The sequence below is a fragment of the Mycolicibacter heraklionensis genome, from assembly GCF_001021505.1.
Lineage (GTDB): Bacteria > Actinomycetota > Actinomycetes > Mycobacteriales > Mycobacteriaceae > Mycobacterium > Mycobacterium heraklionense.
This window is the reverse complement of record NZ_LDPO01000005.1, coordinates 15647-39050: the sequence shown is the minus strand read 5'-3', so window position 1 is coordinate 39050 and position 23404 is coordinate 15647. Positions and strand designations below refer to the sequence as shown.

Genomic DNA, 23404 nt, shown 5'->3' with positions numbered 1-23404 from the left:
GCGCCTACCTCGGTGCGCGAGCGTTCACAGTTGTACAGCTGTAGCGGCGTGTCGCCGTGCAAACACGCGCGCTGGCGCGAAAAAAAAAGGGGCCGTCACACTTCGGCGGGCCGCCTCGTCTTACTGGTATGACTACTCGAACACGAATCGAACCGCTGTCCCCCAAGAAGGCCAACCCGCTGGTGCGGGCGATGTACCGCTACACCAAGCGGCGCTTCGGTGAGGTCCCGGAACCCTTCGCCGTCATCGCCCACCACCCGCGCCTGCTGGTGGCCAACGCCGTGCACGAGGGCCTGTTGCAGTCCGCGTCGCGCAAGCTGCCCGCCGGTCCGCGGGACCTGGCGGTGTTCTGGGCCGCCCGCACCGTCGGTTGCTCGTGGTGCGTGGACTTCGGGGCCATGCTGACCCGGCTGGAGGGCCTGGACACCGAGCGACTCAAGGAAATCGACAGTTACGCGAGTTCTCCGCTTTTCACCGAGGACGAGCGGGCCGCGATCGCCTACGCCGACGCGATGACCACCGATCCGCATTCGGTCACCGACGCCCAAGTCGCCGATCTGCGGCAGCGGTTCGGCGACGCCGGCGTGATCGAGCTGACCTACCAGATCGGGGTGGAGAACATGCGATCCCGGATGTACTCGGCGCTGGGCATCACCGAGCAGGGCTTCAACTCCGGGGATGCCTGCCGGGTGCCCTGGATCACCGAGGCTGACTCGCAGGAGTGATCTCGATGTAGGCGATCGGGAGTCCCGCTGCCGCACTGCCCTTGTCCAGGCCGCGCTCGAAGATCCGCATCGCCGGACTCCAGTTGGCGGCGATCGCACGTTCGGCGTGCGCATGCTCAGCCTCGGGCAGAATCCTGGCGGTTCCCGCCACCGGCTGCCCGGTGGGCTTTCCGCGCAGGCTGCTGGGGACCACCACGACGTTCGGGTTGTTGCGGATTCGTTTGACCTTGCCGGTGGAGGCATCGGTGCGGACGTAGATCCGTCCGGCGTCGACACCGTGGTTGATCGGGCTCGGCATCGCTTCACCCGATCGTTTGAACGTGACCAGCACGATCTGCCGAGATGTGTCGAAGCCGGTGAAGTCCGTGCCGGTGGGATCGCCGATGTCGAAGGCGTCGCGGTGGCGCATCTTGTCCATCGCGCGAAACATCAACGCGCCCATCTTCGTCGTGATGCTGTTGGGCATGCTCATTCTCCGTTCGACTCGGTGGGGCGCAGCGGGGTTCCGGTGAACTTGTCCGGGTTGGCGATGTCCCAGATCGCCACCACCCGCCCGTCGCGCACCGTCATCGCGGTGACCCGCGGCATCAGCTCGGAGAAACCGTCGGCGCCGGGTGCGCCCGGGGTGTAGGCGCCGAGTTCACCGTTGACCAGCGCCAGCTGGTTCGCGGTGATCAGAGTCGGGCCGTAGCGGCGCGCCAGGCCGAGCAGGAACCGGGCCACCTTCTCCGGACCGCGAATGACCCGCGGGGCGGTCGGCGCCCGGCGATTCGCGTCGCCGGTGAACGTCACGTCGGGGTGCAGCAGCGCCACCACGGCCGCCAGGTCACCGGCTGCCATCGCGGCCATCAACGAGCCGACCGCCTCGTCGTGGCGCGGATCGGGTTGCGGGGGCGGGTCAGCCGTGACGGCCTTGCGGGCACGCGAGGCGAGCTGGCGGGCCGCGGCTTCGGTGGTGTTCAGCACCCCGGCCACCTCGCCGAACGGCACCGCGAATCCGTCGTGCAGCACGAAGGCCACCCGCTGATCGGGAGTCAGCCGCTCCAGCACCACCATCGCGGCGAACCGGGCGTCTTCGCCGGCCACCACCGTCGACAGCGGATCCGCGTCGTCGACGCCGGTGACCACCGGCTCGGGCAGCCACTCGCCGACGTAGGACTCGCGCCGCCGCGCCGCCGAACGCAGCCGGTCCAGGCCGAGCCGGCTCACCACCGTGGTGAGCCAGGCCCGCGGGTCGTTGATGCGGTCACGCTCGGCGGCGTCGAACCGCAGCCAGGCATCCTGCACGATGTCCTCGGCGTCGGCGAACATGCCGGTGAGCCGGTAGGCCACCGCCAGCAGATGAGGCCGTAACGCCTCGAAATCCTCCACCGATGCCGTCATCGCCACCAGCCTAGGCACAAATCGGGTTCGGCCGGTCAGACACAATGCAGCAATGGCCAAGCCGCACATCGACCCCGTCCGCTGGCAGCCCCCGGGTTCGCGGCCGCTACCCCCGCCGGATCCCACCCCGGCGCTGAGAATCGTCGAGATTCCCGGCACCGCACCCGAAGACGTGGTCGCCGCCGCCGACGGCAGCATCTGGACCGGCGTCGAGGACGGGCGCATCGTCGCGGTCGGCCCGGACGGCACCGCACCACGGGTGGTGACCGACACCGGCGGGCGCCCGCTGGGACTGGCTTTCACCGGTGATCACCGACTGCTGATCTGTGACAGCCACCGCGGCCTGCTGCGCTATGACCCGCAGACTGGGCGACTGGAGACGCTTGTGAGCGAAGTGGCCGGGCAGGCGCTGACGTTCTGCTCCAACGCCGTCGAATCCGCGGACGGCACAATCTATTTCACCGAATCCACCAACCGGTTCCACTATGAGCATTACAAGGGTTCGGTGATCGAGGCCCGCGGCAGCGGGTCGCTGCTGCGGCGCGATCCCGACGGTGCGGTGAGCGTGCTGGCCGACGGGCTGCACTTCGCCAACGGCGTGACGCTGACCACCGACGAATCGGCAGTCGTGTTCGCCGAGAGCACCGGGCGGCGACTGTCCAAGTACTGGCTGACCGGTCCCCACCGCGGCTCGATCACCCCGCTGGTCGAGGAACTGCCCGGCCACCCCGACAACATCTCCACCGGGACCGACGGACGGATCTGGGTCGCGATGGTCTCCGATCGCAATGCACTGTCCGATTGGCTCAGTCCCCGCGCGCCGGTGCTGCGCCGCCTGCTCTGGCGGCTGCTGCCCTACCGCTTGCTGCCCGACCCCACGCCGGTGGTGTGGGTTGTCGCGTTCGATGCCGACGACGGGCGGGTGCTGGCCCAGTTCCGCACCGAACACCCCGACTTCGGGCTGGCCACCGGCGTGGTGGAGTCCGACGGCCGGTTGTGGATGGGGCGGATCGCCGGGTCTGGCCTGGCGTACTTCGAGCTGCACGAAAGCTAGCGCCTACTAAGACGACAAATTATGTCTACGCCAACTACTACAATTCCAGTGCCGGTGCGGACACGCGACCGATTGGCCGCCCAGGCACGCGAGCGAGGTGTCTCGATAGCCGTTCTGCTCTCGGAACTAGCCGCCGACGCCGAGCGTGCAGCTGCCTTCCGCGCCGAACGCGACGCCACGCGGGCCGAAGCTGCGCTGCACACCCTTGTCGACGAGAACCGCGACTGGGACACCACTGGCGGCGACGGCCTTGACTGAACGCAGACCGGACCCACGGGTTGAACCGCACCGCGGCGACCTCTGGCTCGTCGCCCTCGGCGCCGCTCGAACCGGCGAACCGGGCACGCACCGCCCCGCAGCCGCCTACTGGAGCGACTGGGCACGCTGACTCCCGAAACCATGCACGAGATCGAACGGGGGCTCAGGCTGATCCTGGGCCTTTGGACTACACCACAGACATAACTCCTGAACCACCAGCCACAGCGTGGCTCCCCGGTTTCAGCGCGCTTTTGGCCTACCCTGCACACACGATGACTGCTCTGCGCTCGGTGTCAGCCCTGGTGGCGGCGGGTTTTCTCGCCGCGGCCGCACCCCTGGCGACGGCGGATCCCACCCCGGGCCTCAACGCGGGAACGGTCGGCTGCCCGTACCAGGTCAGCACCCCTCCCGCCGTGGACGCCTCCGAAGTGCCCCAAGCCGGTGCTCCCCCGCTGCCGCTGCCCGTGCCGGCCACCCCGGTCGGCGGTGAGGCCCTGGCCGGCTGTGGGATCGTGGCCGCACCCGACACCCCGCCGGTGCCCAGCGAGGTCTCCGCCGAGTCGTGGCTGGTGGCAGACCTGGACAGCGGTGCGGTGATCGCCGCCCGCGACCCGCACGGGCGGCACCGGCCCGCCAGCGTGATCAAGGTGCTGACCGCGATGGCAGCGCTGAACGAGCTGGACCCGAACGCCGTCGTTCTCGGCACCCAGGAAGACGCCAACGCCGAAGGCACCCGGGTGGGCGTCGGCCCCGGCGGCCGCTTCACCGTCGACCAGTTGCTGCACGGCCTGCTGATGGGATCGGGCAACGACGCCGCCCACGCCCTGGCCATGCAACTCGGCGGCTGGGATGTGGCGCTGCACAAGATCAACACTTTGGCCGCGCGGCTCGGCGGCCGCGACACCCGCGCCGCCACCCCCTCCGGGCTGGACGGGCCGGGCATGAGCACCTCGGCCTACGACATCGGGCTGTTCTACCGCTACGCCTGGAACAACCCGGCGTTCGCCAACATCGTCGCGACCCGCACCTTCGACTTTCCCGGCTACGGCGATACGCCGGGCTACCAGCTGGAGAACGACAACCAGCTGCTCTACAACTACCCGGGCGCCCTCGGCGGCAAGACCGGCTACACCGACGACGCCGGGCAGACGTTCGTCGGCGCCGCGACCCGGGACGGGCGCCGGCTGGTGGCGGTGCTGCTGCGCGGCACCCGGCAGCCGATCCCGCCCTGGCAGCAGGCCGCCCAGCTGCTCGACTACGGCTTCTCCGTCCCGGCCGGCACCCGAGTCGGGACGCTGATCGAACCCGACCCCTCGCTGGTGGCGCCCCGCGGACCGGCCGACGCGGCGAACCCCCAGGCCATGCTGCTGGCGCCGTCGGACGACACGGTGCCGGTGCGCGTCGGGGTGGGCATCTTCGGGACGATCGTCGTGTTCGGGCTCATCATGGGTGCACGGGCGGTGAACCGCCGCCCCAGAAGGGGCTCGGCATGGTGATCAAGGCGCTGCGAGCATTCGGCTGGCTGGCCGGCTTGCTGCTGATCGGGATCGGGATCAGCCGGATGGCGTTCTCGCTGGATTCGATTCCGGACGGCCAGGCCGTCAACGCGACCGTGGACAGCGAGAGCCGCGCGGCCGGGGCCCTGCTCATCGGCTTCGGTGTCGGCTACCTCGAGGCCTTTCGGCGCTCCCCGATCCCGGCCGGAGCCGTGCGCCTGCTGGCCGCCACCATGGCGCTGCTCGGGGTGTCCCGGCTGATGTCCATGGCCGATGTCGGCATGCCGCATCCGGTCTTCACCGCGGCGTGCGCCGTCGAATTCGTCGCGGCCGGGCTGACCTACTGGTACGCGAGCCTGGCTGATCACCGCGACTCGGGCATTCGGTAGACGACCGCATCCCCTACCGTGAGCCAGATGGGCCGAATCGGGGAACTGCGCCGCTCCTCGCCGCTGGCACTTCTGGTGGGGGTGGCCGCCGCCAGCGTCGGGGTCATCTACGGCTACGACCTGTCCAATATCGCCGGCGCGCTGTTGTTCATCGAGCATGATTTCGGGCTCACCGAAGCCCAGCAGGAGATGATCACCACCGCGACGGTGATCGGCGAGATCGGCGGCGCGATGGCCGGCGGATGGCTGGCCAACGCGATAGGCCGAAAGCGCTCGATGGTCTCGGTGGCCCTGGGCTACGCGGTTTTCGCATTGCTGGGCGCGGCCGCGACGTCGGTGTCGACACTGACCGTGGCGCGGCTGCTGCTGGGCATCACCATCGGGGTGTCGGTGGTGGTGGTCCCGGTGTTCGTGGCCGAGTCGGCGCCGGCCGATGCCCGCGGCGCGCTGCTGGTGACCTACGGGGTGGCCACGGTGATCGGGATCATCGCCGGCTACCTGGTCGCCTACCTGCTGGCCGGCACCGGCAACTGGCGGGCGATGCTGGGGCTGGCCGCGGTTCCCGCCGTGCTGGTGACGTGGGCGTTGGCCCGCCTCCCCGATACCGCCCGCTGGTATCTGCTCAAGGGCCGCGCCGACGACGCGGAACGCACCCTGCGGCGGATTGAACCCGGCGCCGACGCGCAGCGCGAGCTGGCCGAGATCGGTGCGACCCTGGCCGAGGAGCAGGCCGGCGGGGTCGGTGTACTGCGCGAGATGCTTCGCCCGCCCTACCTGCGGGCGACGCTGTTCGTGGTCACGCTGGGCTTCTTCATCCAGATCACCGGGATCAACGCGATCGTCTATTACAGCCCCCGGCTGTTCGAAAAGATGGGCTTCGAAGGCGATTTCGCGTTGCTGGTCCTGCCGGCGCTGGTGCAGGTCGCCGCCCTGGCGGCGATGGTCGTCTCGCTGGCGATCATCGACCGGGTCGGCCGGCGGCCGATCCTGCTGGCGGGGATAGCGGCGATGGTCGCGGCCAACCTGCTGCTGGTCGCGGTGTTCGCCGCCGGTGAGGTGTTCGGTGACGTACTGGCGGTGGTCAAGTTCGGCGGGGTGCTGCTGTTCACCGTCGGCTACACGTTCGGTTTCGGCTCCCTGGTCTGGGTGTATGCCGGGGAGAGCTTGCCGGCCAGGATGAGATCGATGGGGGCCTCCGCGATGCTGACCTCCGACCTGGTGGCCAACGCGATCGTCGCCGCGGTCTTCCTGACCATGCTGACCTCACTGGGCGGCGCCGGCACCTTCGCGGTGTTCGGTGTGCTGGCCATGCTCAGCCTGGCCTTCGTCCACCGCTACGCCCCAGAGACCAAGGGCCGCCAGTTGGAAGACATCCGGCACTTCTGGGAGAACGGCGGACGTTGGCCCGCCGACGACGCCGCCCTGGTGCCGGGCAGTGAGGCATCGGCGTGACCGTCATCGCCGCCGGCGCCGTCGTGCTCGACGGTGCAGTACACCGACCCGGCTGGGTGTCGGTGGCCGACGGGCGGATCACCGACTGCGGGTCCGGGCCGGTTGGCGCGGACGCCGATTTCGGCGACTGCGTGGTGGTGCCGGGCTTCGTCGACATGCATGTGCACGGCGGCGCCGGCGTCTCCTACGCCGACGATCCGGACCGCGCGGCGGCGTTGCACGCTTCGCACGGCACCACCGGGGGCCTGGCCAGCCTGGTGACCGCGTCTCCGGAAACCCTCCTCGCTCAGGTGCGCACGCTGGCCGCCGCGACCCGGCGCGGTGTCGTGGACGGCATCCACCTGGAGGGGCCGTGGCTGAGCCGGCTGCATTGCGGCGCGCACGACAGCGGGCAGCTGCGCGCCCCCGACGACGCCGAGATCGACGCGCTGCTGGCCGCCGGTGACGGCACGATCCGGATGGTCACCCTGGCGCCCGAGCTGCCCGGCGGCATCGCGGCCATCCGGCGCCTGGTCGACGCGGGAGTCGTTGTGGCCGTGGGGCATACCGACGCGGACTACGAACTGACGCAGGCCGCTCTCGACGCCGGTGCGACCGTGGCCACACACCTGTTCAACGCGATGCGGGCACTGCACCATCGCGAGCCGGGACCGGTTCCCGCGCTGCTGTCCGATCCCCGGGTGACCGTCGAGCTGATCGCCGACGGCGTGCACCTGCACGCGGGCGTGATCCGGCACGTGGTGGCCACCGCCGGCCCGGACCGGGTCGCGCTGGTCACCGATGCGATGGCTGCCGCCGGAGCCGGCGACGGCGGGTTCACCCTGGGCGGGCTCGACGTCGACGTCGCCGGCGGAGTCGCCCGGCTGCGGGGCACGGCGACCATCGCCGGCAGCACCGCCACCATGGACCGGCTGTTCGCGACCGCGGTGCGGCTGCTCGGCGGCGACGACGCAGCGCTGAGGGCGGCGGTGCTCATGACGGCGTCCACTCCGGCCCGCGCCCTCGGTCTCGACGGCGCCGGGGTTTTGGCCGCCGGGTCCACGGCTAACCTGGTGGTGATGAACGCCGACCTGCACGTGGTGCGGGTGATGCGCCGCGGAACGTGGCTGAGCTGAAGGAGAATCGTGAGCGAACCGACCGTCACGCACGACAACCGGCAGTACCGGATCACCGTCGACGGCGAACAGGCCGGCTTCGCCGACTACATCGAAAAGGGCGATCAGCGGATCTTCCACCACACCGTGATCGACAAGGCGTTCGGCGGACGCGGACTGGCCAGCACCCTGATCGGCGCAGCCCTGGACGACACCCGGGCGGCCGGCAAACGCGTGGTGCCGACCTGCTCGTTCGTGGAGGCCTACATCACCAAACACCCGGAGTACGCCGACCTCGTCGACCCGGTCGCCGAATAGACCGCGCCACGATCTCCGGCGTCAGTCGCTGGGCAGGTTGTCCGCCGACGTCGCCGCCCACGCGGTGGCGAACAGAACGAGCCGGGTGGTGATGTAGGCGAACACCAGCAGGCCCAGGACCGGCCCGAACACCGCCCCGGCCGGGCCGTTGATCACCGACTGCAGATAGACCGAGCCCGCCTGTTTGAACAGTTCGTAGCCGACCGCGGCTATCGCGCCGGCCTCCATGGCGCTGTCGAAGCTCACCGACTCCCGGGGCAGGCGGGCGATCATCCAGGTGAACAACAGCCAGGACACCCCGGCCGCCATCGTCAGCGACACGACGCGCAGCAGCCCGCCCAGCAGCGTGAAGTCGGGAACACCGATCCAGCGCAGGAAGTTTCGCATCAGCTTCGGGTCGGCCAGGGCGGTCAGCGCAATGGTGGCCAGCATGGCGCCGAACGCCGCCACCATCGCAAGCAGGTCCGACAGCTTGGCGGAGACGAAACCCTGCTTGTCCAAACGGGTTTCCCACATCTGCGACAGTGCCTCGCGCAGGTTGGCAATCCAGGTCAGACCAACCCACCCGGCCGCGGCCAGGCCGATCAGCCCCACCGAGGCGCGCGAGGCGATCGCGCTGTCCACCAAGGTGATCAGCTCGTTGCCGAACTCGCCGGGGATCGAGTGCTTGATCCGGCGCTCGATCTCGTCGAGCACCTCGGGGCGCCGCGACAGCAGGAACCCGCCGACGGAGAAGCCGACCATCGCCAGTGGGAACAGCGCGAAGATGGTGTAGTAGCTCATCCCGGCGGCGAAGAAGTTGCCCCGGCGGTCGTCGTAGCGCTCCTGCGCCCGCACCACGTGATCGAACCAGCCATAACGCGACCGCAGCCGGTCGATGATGCCCGGCTTAGAGGGGTCGGTCACGGCCTTGCTCATGCCTTGCTCATGCCCGCGGCGGCAGGAATCCCACCCGGTCGTACACCCGCGCAAGCGTTCCGGCGGCCGCCGCACGCGCCCGGCTCGCACCGGCGGCCAGCACCGCCTCCAGCTCAGCCGGGTCGGCGAGCAGCTCATCCACCCGGGCCTTGATGGGGGTGACAAACTCGGCGACGGCCTCGGCGGTCTCCTTCTTCAGGTCGCCGTAGCCGCGCCCGGCATAGCCGTCCACCAGGGTCGCGACGTCGGAGCCGGTGACCGCGGCCTGAATGGTCAGCAGGTTCGAAATGCCGGGCTTGGCCTCCGGGTCGTAGCGAATCTCGCGTTCGGAGTCGGTGACCGCCGAGCGAATCTTCTTGGCACTCTTCGCCGGATCGTCGAGCAGGCTGATCAGACCGGCGTCGGTGGCCGCCGACTTGCTCATCTTGGCGGTCGGGTCCTGCAGGTCATAGATCTTGGCGGTGGCCTTCGGGATCATCGGTTCCGGGACGACGAAGGTCTGCGGGAACCGCGCGTTGACACGCTGCGCGACGTCGCGGGCCAGCTCCAGGTGTTGGCGCTGGTCTTCCCCGACCGGGACCACCTCGGTGTCGTAGAGCAGCACGTCGGCGGCCATCAACACCGGATAGGTGAACAGACCCACGCTGGTGGAGTCGGCACCCTGCTTCTGCGACTTGTCTTTGAACTGCGTCATCCGCGACGCCTGCCCGAAGCCGGTGAAACAGCCCAGTACCCAGGCGAGTTCGGCGTGGGCGGGCACGTGGCTCTGCACGAAGACGGTGCTGCGCGCCGGGTCGATGCCCAGCGCCAGGTATTGGGCGGCCGTCACCAGTGTGCGGCGCCGCAGCGTCGCCGGGTCCTGCGCAACGGTGATCGCGTGCAGGTCGACGACGCAGAAGAACGCCTCGTGATCGTCCTGCAGGCTGGTCCACTGAGCGACCGCGCCGAGGGCGTTTCCGAGGTGCAGCGAGTCGGAGGTCGGCTGGGCGCCGGAGAATACGACGGGACGGGAACCGGGAGTGCTCATGATTGCTCGATCCTGTCACGCCCGAGACCGGACGACCGCACCTGGTAACAGAGCGGGCGCTCTGTTACGGTGGCGGCCATGCCCCGCCCGCGCGTGCACGACCCCGAGCAGGTGCTCGACGCCGTCGAGTCGCTTGCCGCGCGGTCCGGGCCCGCCGCGGTGACGATTCGCGCGATCGGGGAGGCCACCGGCGCCTCCAATGGCGCGGTCTACCACGAGTTCGGCTCGCGTGCCGGGTTGGTCGCCGCCGCCTGGCTGCGGGCCACCCGGCGCTTCCTGGCAGTACAGGGCGCGCTGGTGGACGCGGTGTCGGACCCACTCGAGGCCGTGGTGGCCGCTGCCGACGCCCCGGTGGCGTTCGCCGAGCGTCATCCCGACGCCTGCAAGCTGCTGTTCGCGATCCGGCGCGACGAACTGCCCGACGACGATCTTGCTCCCGAGCTGGCCGAGCAGCTGCGCGGCGCCGATGCCCAGCTGGTCGGCTTGCTCATCCGGCTCGCGGACGCGCTGTGGGCGCGCCGCGACGCCGCCGCCGTCGACACCATCACCACCTGCGTCGTCGACCTGCCCACCGCTATCGTGCTCAGCCGGAACCGGTTGGGCAGCACATACGCCCGCGCCCACTTGCACGCGGCGGTCCGCGCCGTGCTGTCGGTCGGACCACCCTCTAGAAAGGATCCCTCGAAGTGAACTTGACCTATGACAGCCAGATCGCGGTGCTGGACCTCGGCGACGACGAAAACCGGTTCTCCCCCGGCTTTCTCGATGAGATCAATCGCGTTCTCGACGACGTGCTGGACGCCAACAGCCAGGGGAAAGCGCACGGCCTGGTGACCACCGCGGGCGGCAAGTTCTACACCAACGGCCTGGACCTGGACTGGCTGATGGCCAACGGTGACCGCACCGACTGGTACGTCGGCCGGGTGCACGCCCTGCTCGCGCGGATGCTGACCTTGCCGATCCCCACCGCGGCGGCGGTGGTCGGCCACGCGTTCGGGGCCGGCGCGATGCTGGCACTCGCCCACGATTTCCGGGTGATGCGCGCCGATCGCGGCTTCTTCTGCCTGCCCGAGGTCGACATCCGGATTCCGTTCACGGCGGGAATGGCGGCGCTGATCCAGGCCAAGCTCACCCCACAGGCCCAGGTGGCGTCGATGACCACCGGCCGCCGGTTCGGCGGGGTGGACGCCGCCGCCTTCGGCATTGTGGACAGCACCGCCGCCGAGGGCGCGGTGACTCCGGTCGCGACCGAGCTGTTGCGACCGCTGGCCGGCAAGGACTCGGGCACGCTGGGCGCGATCAAGGACACCATGTTCGGCCCGGCGGTGGCGGCACTGGGCGGTTGAGCCCCACACGTCCCACCTGTCACCGGAGGGCGGGGGCATGTCTGTCGCCCGCCTTTGAGCGACAATTCAGTCCGTGCACGCCAAACCCGCCGCCGGCAGCGCTGACTTAACGGGTGTTGTCGCGCAAAGGCGGGCAACTGCGGTATGCCTTCCCCCGCGTGGCGGGTGTGACAGATGAGGACGAGGGCCGACCGGTGCCCGGGCGTGCTGCGCCCCTGGGTGGCCGACGATGGACTGCTGGTGCGGCTGCGCCTGGTCGGCGGTCGGCTGCCGGCCGCATCGCTGGCCCGCTTACTGCAGGTCAGCGCCGAGTTCGCCGACGGTTCGGTTTACCTGACCAAGCGGGCCAACCTGCAGCTGCGCGGGTTGGCCGACCACGGGGGTGAGCTGGCCCCCGGGGCGGTGGCCGCCTTGGAGTCGACCGGGCTGTTGCCGTCGCGCAGCCACGAGCTGGTCCGCAACATCCTGGTCTCGCCGCAGACCGGCTACGCCGGCGGGCGGGCGGACCTGCGGCCGGTGGCGGCGCGGCTGGACGCCCTGCTGTGCGGTGATCCGCGACTCGCCGGGTTGCCCGGCCGCTTCCTGTTCGTCCTCGATGACGGCCGCGGCGACCTGCTGGACCGCTCCGCCGATATCGGCCTGGTTGCGCTCAGCAGCACGGCGGCGCAGCTGCGGGTCGGCGAGCACTGGGGTGCCGTGATCGGTCTCGAGGACGCCGCGGGTCGGCTGGCCGCGGTGGCCGGAGCCTTCCAGACCGCCCGCGGCGACGGACCCGACGCGCCCTGGCACATCCGGGAGCTTTCCGGGCCGCTTGCCGCCATCGTGTCCGCCGACGTACGCCTGCCCGCCCCGTCGGGTCCGTTACCCTACGGTCCGGTGCCCGGTGGCACCCATGTGCCGATGCCTGACGGGGTGCTCACCCCGGATCGCGCGCGCACGCTTCCGGTCGCCGCCGAGGTCGTCGTGACCCCGTGGCACGGCATCTTCGTCCCCGCGTAGGAGTTGGCTTCGTGAACAGACCCACCAAGCGCTACGACTACATCGCCGACGGCCCGGCCATCTACCTCGAGTCGTTTGCGACCATCCGCCGCGAGTCCCACCTGTCCCATATCCCCGCGAACGCCGAGCGGCTCGCGGTGCGGATGATTCACGGCGCCGGGCAGACCGATGTTGCCAAGGACCTGGTGATCCACCCCGACGCGGTGCCGGCCGGCCGGGCCGCGCTCGACGGCGGGGCACCGATCCTCTGCGATGCCCGGATGGTGGCGGTCGGGGTGACCGCGGGGCGGCTGCCGGCCGGCAACGAGGTGCGCTGTTACCTGCGCGACGAGCGGGTACCGGAGCTGGCGAAGGAATGGGGAACCACCCGTTCGGCGGCGGCCGTCTCGCTGTGGGAACCCGAGCTGGCCGGTGCCGTCGTCGCGATCGGCAACGCCCCCACCGCGCTGTTCCACCTGCTGGAGCTGATCCTCGACGGCGGGCCGCGCCCAGCGGTGATCGTCGGCTGCCCGGTGGGCTTCATCGGCGCCGCCGAGTCCAAGGCGGCGTTGGCCGCCCTGCACACCGACCACGGCATCGACATCCCGTTCGTGACCGTGCGCGGCCGGCGCGGCGGCTCGGCGATCACCTCCTCGGCCCTCAACGCACTCGCCTCGGATGCCGAATGACCGGCACCTTCTACGGGGTGGGCCTGGGCCCCGGTGACCCGGAACTGATCACCCGCAAGGCCGCCCGGATCATCGCCGACGCCGACGTGGTGGCCTACCACGCCGGGGTCAACAAGGCGTCGTATGCGCGCACCATCGCCGCCGACCTGATCCGGCCGGGTGTCCGCGAAGAGGAGCTGCGCTACCCCGTCACCACCGGGGTCACCGATCACCCCGGCGGCTATGCCGGCGCACTCGCCGACTTCTATGAGGCCTCGGCGTCCAGGCTGGCCGCCCACCTGGATGCGGGTCGCACGGTGGCGCTGCTGACCGAGGGCGATCCGCTGTTCTACGGCTCGTTCATGTACATGCACGACCGGCTGTCGGCGCGCTACGACACCGAGATCATCCCCGGTGTACCGGCATTCAGCGCCGCCACCGCCGCGCTCGGGATGCCGCTGGTGCGCCAGACCGACGTGCTGACCGTGCTGCCGGGCACCCTGGGCGAGCACGAGCTGGCGATGAGGCTGGCCGACACCGACGGCGCCATCATCATGAAGCTGGGTCGTACCTTTCCGGCGGTGCGTCGGGCCCTGGCAGCGGCGGGCCGCCTGGAGCACGCCTACTACGTCGAGCGGGCCAGTCATCCGCAACAGCGCTGGCTGCCGGTGGCCGGCATGGACGAATCCGACGAGGTTCCCTATCTGTCGCTGATCGTCGTGGACGGCGACTCCCGCAACGGGCAGCGCTCCCGGACGTCGGCCGAGCCGGCCCCCGCCGTGGTCGAACAGGTTTCCCAGCCCGCCGAGCTGCTGGTCATCGGGCTGGGACCCGGGCCCGACGGCTGGTTGACCGCCGAAGCGGCCGCCGCGCTGGAGCAGGTGGATCATGTGGTGGGCTACGGCCCCTACGTCGCGCGGGTTCCGCAGCGAGAGGGACTGCAGCGGCACACCTCGGGCAACACCGTCGAGCTCGACCGGGCCCGCTTCGCGCTGGACCTGGCCGCGCGCGGCGAGCGGGCGGCGGTGGTCTCCGGCGGGGATGCCGGGGTGTTCGGGATGGCATCAGCGGTGTTCGAGGCGGCCGATAACGAGCAATATCAACATGTTTCGGTGCGAGTGCTGCCCGGAGTGTCGGCGGTGCAGGCGGTGGCCGCGGCAGCCGGCGCCCCGATCGGTGCCGACTTCGCGGTGCTGAGCCTCTCGGATCGGCTCAAGCCCTGGGCGGTGATCGAGTCGCGGCTGCGGGCGATCGCCGAGGCCGATCTGGTGCTGGCGATCTACAACCCGGCGTCTCGCGCCCGGCCCGACCAGATCGCGATCGCCCGCAAGGTGCTGCTGGAACATCGGGACGCGGCGACGGTGGTGGTGGTCGGCCGTGACATCGGCCGGGAGTCCGAGTCGCTCACCGTGACCACCCTGGGCGAGCTGGACACCGACACCATCGACATGAAATGCCTTGTCCTGGTGGGGGCCTCGTCGACCCGGGTGACGGCTGGGCGGGTGTGGACGCCGCGATGGGTGCGCTAGCGGTCCAGTTCGTCGGCGCCGGTCCGGGCGCGGCGGAACTGCTGACGGTGCGGGCCGCCCGGCTGTTGTCCGAGGCAGACGTGGTGCTCTATCCGGGCAGCTATCTGGACCCACAGGTTCTGGCCCACTGCTCGGGTACGGCCGACCTCGTCGACACCGCCGATCTGGACCTGGACGCGATCACCGACCGGCTGGTCACCGCGCACCGGGCGGGACGCACGGTGGTGCGGCTGGTCTCCGGGGACCCGTCGCTGTACAGCGCGGTCTTCGAACAGACCCGCCGCCTCGATGCCGCCGGGGTGCCGTGGGAGGTGACGCCCGGAGTGCCGGCATATGCGGCCGCCGCGGCGGTGCTCGGCCGCGAGCTCACGGTCCCGCTGGTGACGCAGTCGGTGGTGTTGACCCGGGTCCAGGCCTCCTCCACCGCTATGCCGGAGCGGGAATCGCTGGCCGCATTCGCCGCCACGCAAGCCACCCTGGTACTGCACCTGGCGATCACTCGGACCCGAGAACTGATGGCCCAGCTGGAATCCGAGTACGGTCCGGACTGCCCGGTCGCGGTGGTCTATCGCGCCTCGCAGCCCGAGGAGCTGGTGCTGCGCGGGACGATCACCGACATCGCCGACGCGGTCGAGGCGGCGGGCCTGCGGTCGGCCGCGGTCATCCTGGTCGGCCGGGCGGTGGCCGATCTGCCCGATCCGTGTGCCGGCGAGAGCCACCTCTATGACCCGGCTCGGGACCGGTCAGGGCCGGGTTAGCGCCCACTGGGTGACCGCCCGGGCCGGCGTCCAGCCGGTGAAGGACCCCAGCGGTGCGGCGTACTCGACCTGGATGCGGGTCAGCTCGCCGCCGTGTTCGCGGTAGGCCGTCGCCAGCAGCGCCTCGGTTTCCAGCGTGACGCCGTGGGCCACCAGCCGCCCGCCCGGTACCAGCGCTGCCAGGCAGGCCGCCAGCACCCCGTCCCGGCTCAGGCCGCCGCCGATGAACACCGCGTCCGGGGCGGGCAGGTCCGCCAACACCTGCGGGGCCGTGCCGTGAACCACCCGCAACGCGGGGACCCCGAGGTTGCGAGCGTTGTCCGAGATACGTTGTGCTCTGGCATCGTTCGCCTCGACAGCGAGGGCATGGCAGGTCGGATGCGAGCGCATCCATTCGATGCCCACCGAGCCGGCGCCCGCGCCCACGTCCCACAGCAGCTGCCCGGGCGCCGGGGCCAGCCGCGCCAGCGCGGACGCCCGTAGGTCGCGTTTGGTGAGTTGCCCGTCGTGCTCGTAGGCGTCGTCGGGTAGGCCGGCCGCCCAGCCGGAGACCAGCGGGCCGGCGAGTTCCAGGGCGACGATATTGAGCCGCGGCACCGGGCCGGCAAAGGTGGCCGCGGTGCTGTCCCGCCTGTATTCGGCCGCGCCGCCGAGGTCACCCAGCACCACCATCCGGCTCGCCCCGTAGCCGCGCTCGGTCAACAGGGCGGCCAGCTGCCCCGGGGTGGTCTGGTCCGACGACAGCACCAGCACCCGCCGGCCCGGCGCCAGCTCGCGCAGCACCGCGTGCACATCGGCGGCCCTGATCACCGCGGCGGACTCCGCGGGCCAGCCCAACCGGGCGCGGGCCAGCGTGACCGACGAGACCGCCGGGACCACCGTGACCCGGTCGGCTCCGAACAGCTCGATCAACGTGCTGCCCACCCCGGACAGCAGCGGATCGCCGGAGGCCAGCGCGACCACTCGCTGCCCGGCCAGCCCGTCGAGCAGCCCGGTCAGCCCGGCCCGCAGCGGCGACGGCCAGGTGTGGCGCTGTTGGCCCTCGACCGCGGGCAGCAGGTCGAGGTGGCGCGACCCGCCGATCACGACGTCGGCCGCCAGCACCGTGTCCCGCGCCGGCCCGCCCAGCCCGGCCCAGCCGTCGGCGCCGATGCCGACGACGGCGATGCGTTCCGCGGCGGGCACCGCTAGGTCAGGCGTTCGGTGAGGAACTGCACCACCCGCTTGCGCGCCTCGTAGGCGGGATGGCCGTCGACCTCACGGACCTGGTCGGTGAGCACCGAGTGCGCCATCCGGGACAGGCCGTCCGGATTGCCCGGCGACGAGTCGATCTCGATCACCTCGAACGCATCGCCGAGGCGAGCTTTCAGCGTAGCGAAACGGTCGCCGGGGGCCATCTTGTCCTCGCTGAACCGCAGGCCCAGAGCGCACAGCTCGCCGCCCGCGGCCCGGTCGGCGACGACACCCAGCTCGACCTCCGAGAGCCCCGGGTCGCGGCGCTGCTTCAGCGTAAGCGGTATCGGCACCGACGGTTGGCTGAGCACCGGGGCCAGCACGGAGTCGTCGACGGCCGCGGCCAGCGCGAAACCGCCGGTGAAGCACTGACCGATCACCCCGACGCCCTTGCCGGGCGTCTTCTCGTTGAGGTCGCGGGCCAGCGCCCGCAGGAACTGGGTGACCGGCCGCTGCTTGTCGGTGGCGAACGCGGCGAACTCCCGCGTCACGCAGGCCCGGGCGATCGTGGCCGCGGCGTAGCCCGGCGTGATCGCCTTACCCGGCTCGCCGAACAGCGAGGGAATCGCCACGGTGAAACCGTTGTCCACCAGGTGATTTCCCAACGCCAGCACCCCGGGGTGAATCCCTGGGATCTCCGGGATCAGCACCACGCCGGGGCCCTCGCCCTTGCGGTACACGTCGTGGGTGAATCCGCCGCCGGTGAACGGCTCGGCAACCCATCCGGTCAGGTCTGCTTCGGGTGCGGTCATGGGTCCTCTAGTCCTTTCGCCCAGGTCGGCGTCTCACGCCATGGGTGTTAGGGTATCGGCGCGAAGTGCCAGGGAAGTCGGTGTGACTCCGACGCAGGCCCGCTACGGTGTTCCGCGGCGCATTTCGGTGCGCCACGGTCAGTCCGAATACCGGCTTCGCGTTGCCAACACTGGGCATCACGAGCGGAGCCTCAATGCAACAGCTGTACCCCTTTCCCGCTGTCCTCGGCGGCGACCCGGATGCCCCGGGCGGCCTCGACGACATGGCGCTGGCGCTTGTCCTGAGCGCGATCTCCCCCGGTATCGGCGGGGTGCTGATCCGCGGCGAGAAGGGCACCGCCAAGTCGACGCTGGTCCGTGCGCTCGCCCAGGTGCTGCCGCCCATCGACGTGGTGGCCGGCGACCGGTTCTCTTCCGATCCGACTGAGGCGAACCCGCTCTCCCCCGACGGCCCGTTCCCCAGCGACGCCGCCGTCGAGACCCGCCCGGTGCGGCTGGTGGAGCTGCCGGTCGGCGCCACCGAGGACCGGGTGGTGGGCTCCATCCACCTGGAGCGGGCGCTCAGCGCCGGCGCCGTCGACTTCGAACCGGGGCTGTTGGCGCGCGCCAATCGCGGCATCCTCTACGTGGACGAGGTCAACCTGTTGGCCGACCACCTGGTGGACCTGCTGCTGGACGCCGCGGCGATGGGCCGGTTGACCGTGGAACGCGACGCGGTCTCGGTCACCCATGCCGCCCGTTTCGTGATCGTCGGGACGATGAATCCCGAGGAGGGCGAGCTACGCCCCCAGTTGCTCGACCGGTTCGGGCTGACCGTCGAGGTGTCCGCCCCGCGCGATCCGGTGTTGCGTGCCGAGGCGGTGCGCCGGCGGCTGGCGTTCGACGCCGATCCGGATGCCTTCGCCGCGGCCTACGCCGCGGCCCAAGACCGGCTGCGGGCCCGGATCCGGCAAGCCCAGGACCTGCTGCCGCAGGTGGCGCTGACCGACGCGGCGCTGGTCAAGATCGGTGAGATCTGCGCGGCATTCGACGTCGACGGTCTGCGCGGCGACATCGTCTGTGCCCGCACCGCGGTGGCACATGCGGCGTGGCAGGGACGCGACGCGGTCACCCTCGAGGACCTGCGGGTGGCCGCCCGGCTGGCCCTGCCGCATCGGCGGCGACGCAAGCCGTTCGACGCCCCGGGCCTCGATGAGGCTGAGCTCGACGAGCTACTCCCACCGGAGGATTCCGGCCCGGAGCCGGATCCCGACGGCGGCCCGGACGGTGGTGGGCAGGCCGCACCCGGCCAGGGTGCACCGACTCCGTCCGGAGGGGGCTCCACCTCGACCGTGGGCGCTGATTCGCCATACCGGGCAAGGCTTTTCACGGTCGACGGAGTCGGTGAGGGGCACGCCGGGCAGCGCAGCCGGGCCCGCACCAGCGCCGGCCAGCGAGTCGGCGCCACCGCGGACACCGCGGGCGGGCTGCACCTGTTCGAAACGGTGCGGGCCGCCGCCCCCCATCAGGTCGCCCGGGGGCGCCGCAGCGGGCGACTTCTGTTGGCGGCCGGCGATCTTCGCCGGGCCGTGCGGGAGGGCCGGGAGGCCAACCTGGTGCTGTTCGTGGTCGACACCTCCGGGTCGATGGCCGCCGTCGAGCGGATGCGGCACGTCAAGACCGCGATTGTCTCGCTGCTGCTGGACGCCTACCGGCGGCGGGACCGCGTCGGTGTGGTGACGTTCCGTGACACCGGAGCCCAGGTGCTGCTGCCGCCGACCGGGTCGGTGGAGATCGCCGCGGTGCGTCTCGACGAGGTGCCGGCCGGCGGCCGCACCCCGCTGGCCGAGGGGCTGGCCGAAGCCGCCGAGGTGATCCGGCGGGAGCGGCTGCGCGACCCGGCCCGCCGGCCTCTGCTGGTGGTCGTCACCGACGGGCGGGCCACCGCCGGGGCCGACCCGGTCGGGCGATCCAAACAGGCGGCGACTCACCTTGCCGAACAAGGAATTTCGTCGGTGGTCATCGACTGCGAGAGCGGCCGAATGCGGATGGGGTTGGCGCGTGGCCTGGCCGAGTGCCTGCGGGCCGACTACGTCGCGCTGCCCGAGGTGAACGCCGAGGCGCTCACCCGAATCGTGAAGGGAGCCGCCTGATGCCGCAGGGACAGCCGTTGACGGTGCCCGACGACAACCTGACCACCCGTCAGCGGCGCAACCGCCCGCTGTTGATGGTGCACACCGGTGACGGCAAGGGGAAGTCCACTGCCGCATTCGGATTGGCGCTGCGCGGCTGGAATCAGGGCTTCAACATCGGGGTCTTCCAGTTTGTAAAATCCGCGAAGTGGCGGGTCGGCGAACAGACCGTGCTCGAGCGCCTGGGCGCACTGCACGCCGAGACCGGTGAGGGCGGTCCGGTGCAGTGGCACAAGATGGGGTCGGGCTGGTCGTGGAGCCGCAAGGCCGGCGGCGTCGAGGATCACGCCGGCGACGCCGCCGAAGGCTGGGCCCAGATCAAGGAACGCCTGGCGGCGCAGACCCACGACCTGTACATCCTCGACGAGTTCACCTATCCGATGGGTTGGGGCTGGGTGGACGTCGACGACGTGGTGGAGACCTTGGCCAACCGGCCGGGCCACCAGCACGTCGTGATCACCGGCCGGCGCGCCGATCCGCGGCTGATCGAGGTCGCCGACCTGGTCACCGAGATGGGCAACATCAAGCACCCGATGGACGCCGGCCAGAAAGGCCAGCGCGGCATCGAATGGTGAGCGTGGTGGGCGTTCCCCTTCCCCGTCTGGTCATCGCCGCACCCGCGTCCGGGCATGGCAAGACCACGGTGGCCGTCGGGGTGATGGCGGCGCTGTCGGCACGCGGCCTGCGGGTCAGCGGGCACAAGGTGGGCCCGGACTACATCGACCCCGGTTATCACGCGCTGGCCACCGGCCGGCCGGCCCGCAACCTGGATCCGTATCTGGTCGGCGCCGACCGGATCGTGCCGCTGCTGCTGCACGGCGCCGCGGGCGCGGATGTCGCCGTGATCGAAGGCGTGATGGGGCTTTTCGACGGGCGCCTGGGCACCGGCGGCGAGGCCTCCACCGCCCATGTCGCGGCGTTGACGGCGACCCCGGTGGTGCTGGTCGTCGACGTCTCGCATGCCTCCCGGACACACGCGGCGGTGGTGGCGGGCCTGGCTGGTTTCGATCCGGCGGTGCGCGTCGCCGGGGTGGTGCTGAACAGGGCCGGCAGTGCACGGCACGCTGATGAAGTCGTTGCCGCGTTGCGCCCCTGCGGTATTCCGGTGCTCGGGGTGCTGCCTCGCGATGCGGGCGTGCAGACTCCGTCACGGCATCTCGGCCTGGTACCGGCGGGCGAGCGCGACGAGGCGGCGGCCATGGCGGCTCGACTTGCCGGGTTGGTGGAGCAGTACGTGGACTTGGACGCGGTGTCGGCGGTGGCGCGCCAGGCTCCGGAGTTGACCGGCAGCGCCTGGGATCCGGCTGCCGAGGTCACCGGCGCGTCGGGGCGGCGGCCGGTGCTGGCCGTCGCCGCGGGGCGGGCGTTCACGTTCGGCTATACCGAGACGTTCGAGCTGCTGCGCGCCGCCGGTTGCGAGGTGGTGAGCTTCGACCCGCTCACCGACACGTGTCTGCCGACCGGTACCGCCGGGATCTACCTGGGCGGCGGGTTCCCGGAGGTGTACGCAGAGCACTTGGGGGCCAACACCGCGCTGTTGGGTGCGCTGCGGGCGGCGATGGCCGCGGGAGTGCCGACCGTCGCCGAGTGTGGCGGGTTGGCCTACCTGTCCCGCCGGGTGGGTGCGGACGCCGGGGTGGGCGCGCTGCCGGGTTGTGCGGCGATGACCCCGCGCCTGACGCTGGGTTACCGGCAGGCCACGGCGGTGGCCGACAATCTGCTGGCGCGGGCGGGAGATCAGGTCACCGGGCACGAATTTCACCGCACCCAGGTCGTTTTCGATCGCCCGGTCAGCGCGGCCTGGCAGCTTCCCGACGGGCCGGATGGCTTTGCCTCGGCGAGCCTGCATGCGTCCTACCTGCACACCCATTGGGCCGGGTATCCCGCACTGGCCCAGCGGTTCGCCGACGCCGTGCATGGTTTCAGCGGCCCGGATCTGCACCATCACGGTGACGTCGAGGCCGCACCGGGGCTGCTCGATTTCGCGGTCAACGTCTACGCCGGGGCACGCCCGGACTGGCTCGAGCACGCCTTGCATGCCTCCCTCGACGACGCCGTGGCGTACCCCGAGGCGTCGGCGGCCCGCGCCGCGTTGGCCGCCCGGCACGGTCTCACCGCCCCGGAGGTACTGCCAACTGCGGGGGCGTCGGAGGCCTTCGACCTGGTGGCTCGAATGCGAGCGTGGCGCTGCCCGGTGGTGGTGCATCCGCAGTACACCGGCCCGCATGCCGCGCTGAGCGCTGCCGGTCACACCGTCGGCACGGTGCTGTGCCGGGCCGACGACGGCTTCGCACTGCACTCCGACGCGGTGCCCGACGACGCCGACCTCGTCGTCGTCGGCAACCCGACCAATCCCACCGGGGTACTGCATCCGGCGCAGACGCTGCGCCAACTGCTGCGCCCGGGCCGGGTGGTGCTGGTCGACGAGGCGTTCCTCGATGCGATACCCGCTGAGCCGCAAACCCTCTCCGGGGAGCGGCATTCGGGACTGCTGGTCAGCCGCAGCCTGACCAAGCACTGGTCGATCCCCGGGGTACGCGCGGGATATCTGCTCGGCGACCCCGCGCTGCTCGCCGACGCGGCACGACTACAGATCCCCTGGTCGGTGTCCGCGTCGGCGCTGGCGGCCATGCTGGTGTGCTCGGATGAGCGGGCGGCGCACGAAAGCGACCGTCGGGCGCGGCAATTGGCGTCCTGGCGGGTGCACTTGAGTGAGGGCCTCGCCGCGCGCGAGGTGCGGTTCGTCGCAGGTTTGGCACCGTTTGTGCTGGCCCAGGTCGGCCGCGGGGCGCATACGGCGTTGCGCGAGAACGGTATTGCCGTGCGGCGTGCCGACACTTTTCCGGGCCTGGATGACAGCTGGGTGCGGATCGCGGTGCGGCCCCCGGACCTGACCGATCAGCTGCTGGCCACGTTCGACCGGACGCGGCGGTGATTGCGGCCCGGGCACTCGGACTGGCCCTCGGCTATGGTGCCGACCGCGTCTGGGGTGATCCGAGGCGGCGGCACCCGGTCGCCGGATTCGGGACGTGCGCACTGGCGCTGGAGCGGCAGATTTACCGCGACAATCGGGCGAGCGGGGTCGCCCATGTTCTGATCCTGGTCGGGGGCGCCATCGGACTGGCCTGCGCGGGTGAGCGTGCAGCCCGAAATCCGTTGGCGCGCACGGTCCTGACTGCGGCAGTTACCTGGGCGGTGCTCGGCGGCCGGTCCCTGGAACGCGAAGCCGATACCGTGCACGCCTTCCTGGCCGCCGGCGACCTGGACTCGGCCAGGACCCGGGTGCGCAACCTGGTCGGTCGTGACACGACCGCACTGGACCCCGACGAGGTCGCCCGCGCCGTCGTCGAATCCGTCGCGGAGAACACCTCTGATGCGGTGGTGGGGTCGTTCGTGTGGGGCGCGGTGGCTGGGATTCCCGGCCTGATCGCGCACCGCGCAGCCAACACGCTGGACGCCATGATCGGGCACCGCAACGCCCGCTACGACCGGTTCGGCTGGGCGGCAGCCCGGTTGGATGACGTGCTGGGATTGCCGGCCTCCCGGGTGAGCGGTGTCCTGGCGGCTGCTCTGGGCCCTGATGGTGCCGGCGCACTGCGGGCGTGGCACCGCGACGCCCGCCACCATCCCAGTCCCAATGCCGGAGTGGTCGAGGCCGCTTTCGCCGGGGCGCTGGGCGTGCAGCTCGGCGGGGTCAACACCTATTACGGGAATCGGCGGGAGGATCGCGCGCGGATGGGTTACGGCCGGGTGCCGGTGCCCTCCGATATTCCGCGGTCGACGCGGCTGGCGCGGCGGGTGGGCGTGGGTGCACTGCTCACCGCGGTGGCGTGGTGTCTGGGTCGCGGGAGATGA

At 71.1% G+C, this 23404-nt stretch carries 23 protein-coding genes, 2 pseudogenes and 1 riboswitch; of the genes and pseudogenes, 19 read left to right on the top strand and 6 right to left on the bottom strand.

The genetic code is table 11. The features are described 5' to 3' along the window. Window positions 1-95: 95 nt before the first annotated feature. Window positions 96-725: pseudogene (locus ABW16_RS08260) on the top strand (carboxymuconolactone decarboxylase family protein); the annotation flags it as partial. Here the strand turns inward: ABW16_RS08260 and ABW16_RS08255 are convergent. Further along, the gene (locus ABW16_RS08255; RefSeq protein WP_047318683.1) at window positions 700-1191 is read right to left on the bottom strand and encodes a PPOX class F420-dependent oxidoreductase; all 492 of its coding nucleotides are present in this window, start codon (window positions 1189-1191) and stop codon (window positions 700-702) included. The pseudogene ABW16_RS08260 and the gene ABW16_RS08255 overlap by 26 nt on opposite strands. 2 nt (window positions 1192-1193) lie before the next feature. After that, window positions 1194-2108, bottom strand: a complete 915-nt coding sequence (locus ABW16_RS08250) for a sigma-70 family RNA polymerase sigma factor (protein WP_047318860.1) — start codon at window positions 2106-2108, stop codon at window positions 1194-1196. Window positions 2109-2160: 52 nt separating this feature from the next. On the opposite strand from ABW16_RS08250, the gene ABW16_RS08245 reads away from it, so the two are divergent. The 8 genes and pseudogenes from ABW16_RS08245 (at window position 2161) to ABW16_RS08215 (ending at window position 8169) form a co-directional block, all read left to right on the top strand. After that, complete coding sequence (locus tag ABW16_RS08245; RefSeq protein ID WP_047318682.1) at window positions 2161-3162, top strand: SMP-30/gluconolactonase/LRE family protein; 1002 nt, start codon at window positions 2161-2163, stop codon at window positions 3160-3162. Window positions 3163-3216: 54 nt separating this feature from the next. Then, window positions 3217-3420 carry an antitoxin gene (locus ABW16_RS08240; RefSeq protein WP_327083212.1) on the top strand — a complete coding sequence of 68 codons (204 nt, stop codon included), beginning with the start codon at window positions 3217-3219 and terminating at the stop codon, window positions 3418-3420. Next, window positions 3413-3520 (top strand): annotated as a pseudogene (locus ABW16_RS28095) (hypothetical protein); the annotation flags it as partial. The gene ABW16_RS08240 and the pseudogene ABW16_RS28095, both read left to right, overlap by 8 nt. 172 nt (window positions 3521-3692) lie before the next feature. Continuing rightward, window positions 3693-4916 carry a D-alanyl-D-alanine carboxypeptidase family protein gene (locus tag ABW16_RS08235; RefSeq protein WP_047318680.1) on the top strand — a complete coding sequence of 408 codons (1224 nt, stop codon included), beginning with the start codon at window positions 3693-3695 and terminating at the stop codon, window positions 4914-4916. After that, window positions 4910-5305 carry a DUF4345 domain-containing protein gene (locus ABW16_RS08230; protein WP_052956808.1) on the top strand — a complete coding sequence of 132 codons (396 nt, stop codon included), beginning with the start codon at window positions 4910-4912 and terminating at the stop codon, window positions 5303-5305. The genes ABW16_RS08235 and ABW16_RS08230 overlap by 7 nt, the downstream gene beginning before the upstream one ends. A gap of 45 nt (window positions 5306-5350) precedes the next feature. Then, a complete protein-coding gene (locus tag ABW16_RS08225; protein WP_412178189.1) occupies window positions 5351-6757 on the top strand; it encodes a sugar porter family MFS transporter in 1407 nt (468 codons plus the stop codon). Continuing rightward, window positions 6754-7872: an N-acetylglucosamine-6-phosphate deacetylase gene (nagA, locus tag ABW16_RS08220; protein ID WP_047318678.1), complete on the top strand. Its 1119-nt coding sequence runs from the start codon at window positions 6754-6756 to the stop codon at window positions 7870-7872. Before ABW16_RS08225 ends, nagA begins: the two co-directional genes overlap by 4 nt. 9 nt (window positions 7873-7881) lie before the next feature. After that, window positions 7882-8169, top strand: a complete 288-nt coding sequence (locus ABW16_RS08215; protein WP_047318677.1) for a GNAT family N-acetyltransferase — start codon at window positions 7882-7884, stop codon at window positions 8167-8169. Window positions 8170-8190: 21 nt separating this feature from the next. Here the strand turns inward: ABW16_RS08215 and yhjD are convergent, their stop codons facing one another. Beyond that, on the bottom strand, window positions 8191-9087 hold the full coding sequence (yhjD, locus tag ABW16_RS08210) for an inner membrane protein YhjD (protein WP_047318676.1): 897 nt from the start codon (window positions 9085-9087) through the stop codon (window positions 8191-8193). Window positions 9088-9094: 7 nt separating this feature from the next. Next, window positions 9095-10114 carry a tryptophan--tRNA ligase gene (gene trpS, locus ABW16_RS08205; protein ID WP_047318675.1) on the bottom strand — a complete coding sequence of 340 codons (1020 nt, stop codon included), beginning with the start codon at window positions 10112-10114 and terminating at the stop codon, window positions 9095-9097. Window positions 10115-10192: 78 nt separating this feature from the next. Here trpS and ABW16_RS08200 point away from each other — a divergent pair, with 78 nt between their 5' ends. From ABW16_RS08200 to cobM, 6 genes are all read left to right on the top strand, one after another. After that, the gene (locus tag ABW16_RS08200) at window positions 10193-10804 is read left to right on the top strand and encodes a TetR/AcrR family transcriptional regulator (RefSeq protein WP_047318858.1); all 612 of its coding nucleotides are present in this window, start codon (window positions 10193-10195) and stop codon (window positions 10802-10804) included. Beyond that, window positions 10801-11460 (top strand): enoyl-CoA hydratase-related protein, encoded by a 660-nt coding sequence (locus tag ABW16_RS08195; protein WP_047318674.1) that lies wholly within the window; start codon window positions 10801-10803, stop codon window positions 11458-11460. The genes ABW16_RS08200 and ABW16_RS08195 overlap by 4 nt, the downstream gene beginning before the upstream one ends. Window positions 11461-11634: 174 nt before the next feature. Further along, window positions 11635-12459: a nitrite reductase gene (locus ABW16_RS08190; protein ID WP_047318673.1), complete on the top strand. Its 825-nt coding sequence runs from the start codon at window positions 11635-11637 to the stop codon at window positions 12457-12459. 11 nt (window positions 12460-12470) lie between these two features. Continuing rightward, window positions 12471-13127: a precorrin-8X methylmutase gene (locus ABW16_RS08185; RefSeq protein WP_047318672.1), complete on the top strand. Its 657-nt coding sequence runs from the start codon at window positions 12471-12473 to the stop codon at window positions 13125-13127. Next, window positions 13124-14635: a precorrin-3B C(17)-methyltransferase gene (gene cobJ, locus ABW16_RS08180; protein WP_047318671.1), complete on the top strand. Its 1512-nt coding sequence runs from the start codon at window positions 13124-13126 to the stop codon at window positions 14633-14635. The genes ABW16_RS08185 and cobJ overlap by 4 nt, the downstream gene beginning before the upstream one ends. Next, entirely contained in the window at window positions 14623-15393 is a 771-nt protein-coding gene (cobM, locus tag ABW16_RS08175) for a precorrin-4 C(11)-methyltransferase (RefSeq protein ID WP_047318857.1), read from the top strand. Before cobJ ends, cobM begins: the two co-directional genes overlap by 13 nt. Here cobM and ABW16_RS08170 read toward each other — a convergent pair. After that, entirely contained in the window at window positions 15379-16578 is a 1200-nt protein-coding gene (locus ABW16_RS08170; protein ID WP_047318670.1) for a bifunctional cobalt-precorrin-7 (C(5))-methyltransferase/cobalt-precorrin-6B (C(15))-methyltransferase, read from the bottom strand. The genes cobM and ABW16_RS08170 overlap by 15 nt on opposite strands. A gap of 2 nt (window positions 16579-16580) precedes the next feature. Beyond that, entirely contained in the window at window positions 16581-17378 is a 798-nt protein-coding gene (locus ABW16_RS08165) for a dienelactone hydrolase family protein (RefSeq protein ID WP_047318669.1), read from the bottom strand. A 46-nt stretch (window positions 17379-17424) separates the two neighbouring features. Beyond that, window positions 17425-17551, top strand: a riboswitch (cobalamin riboswitch). Between the two features lie 21 nt (window positions 17552-17572). On the opposite strand from ABW16_RS08165, the gene ABW16_RS08160 reads away from it, so the two are divergent. Genes ABW16_RS08160 through cbiB form a run of 4 tightly spaced genes read left to right on the top strand, consistent with a single transcriptional unit; the run spans window position 17573 to window position 23404 of the window. Continuing rightward, a complete protein-coding gene (locus tag ABW16_RS08160; RefSeq protein ID WP_047318668.1) occupies window positions 17573-19510 on the top strand; it encodes a VWA domain-containing protein in 1938 nt (645 codons plus the stop codon). Continuing rightward, window positions 19510-20124: a cob(I)yrinic acid a,c-diamide adenosyltransferase gene (gene cobO, locus ABW16_RS08155; protein WP_047318667.1), complete on the top strand. Its 615-nt coding sequence runs from the start codon at window positions 19510-19512 to the stop codon at window positions 20122-20124. Before ABW16_RS08160 ends, cobO begins: the two co-directional genes overlap by 1 nt. Window positions 20125-20129: 5 nt before the next feature. Then, window positions 20130-22484, top strand: a complete 2355-nt coding sequence (locus ABW16_RS08150; RefSeq protein ID WP_233424722.1) for a cobyrinate a,c-diamide synthase — start codon at window positions 20130-20132, stop codon at window positions 22482-22484. Next, window positions 22481-23404: an adenosylcobinamide-phosphate synthase CbiB gene (gene cbiB, locus ABW16_RS08145; RefSeq protein ID WP_047318665.1), complete on the top strand. Its 924-nt coding sequence runs from the start codon at window positions 22481-22483 to the stop codon at window positions 23402-23404. Before ABW16_RS08150 ends, cbiB begins: the two co-directional genes overlap by 4 nt.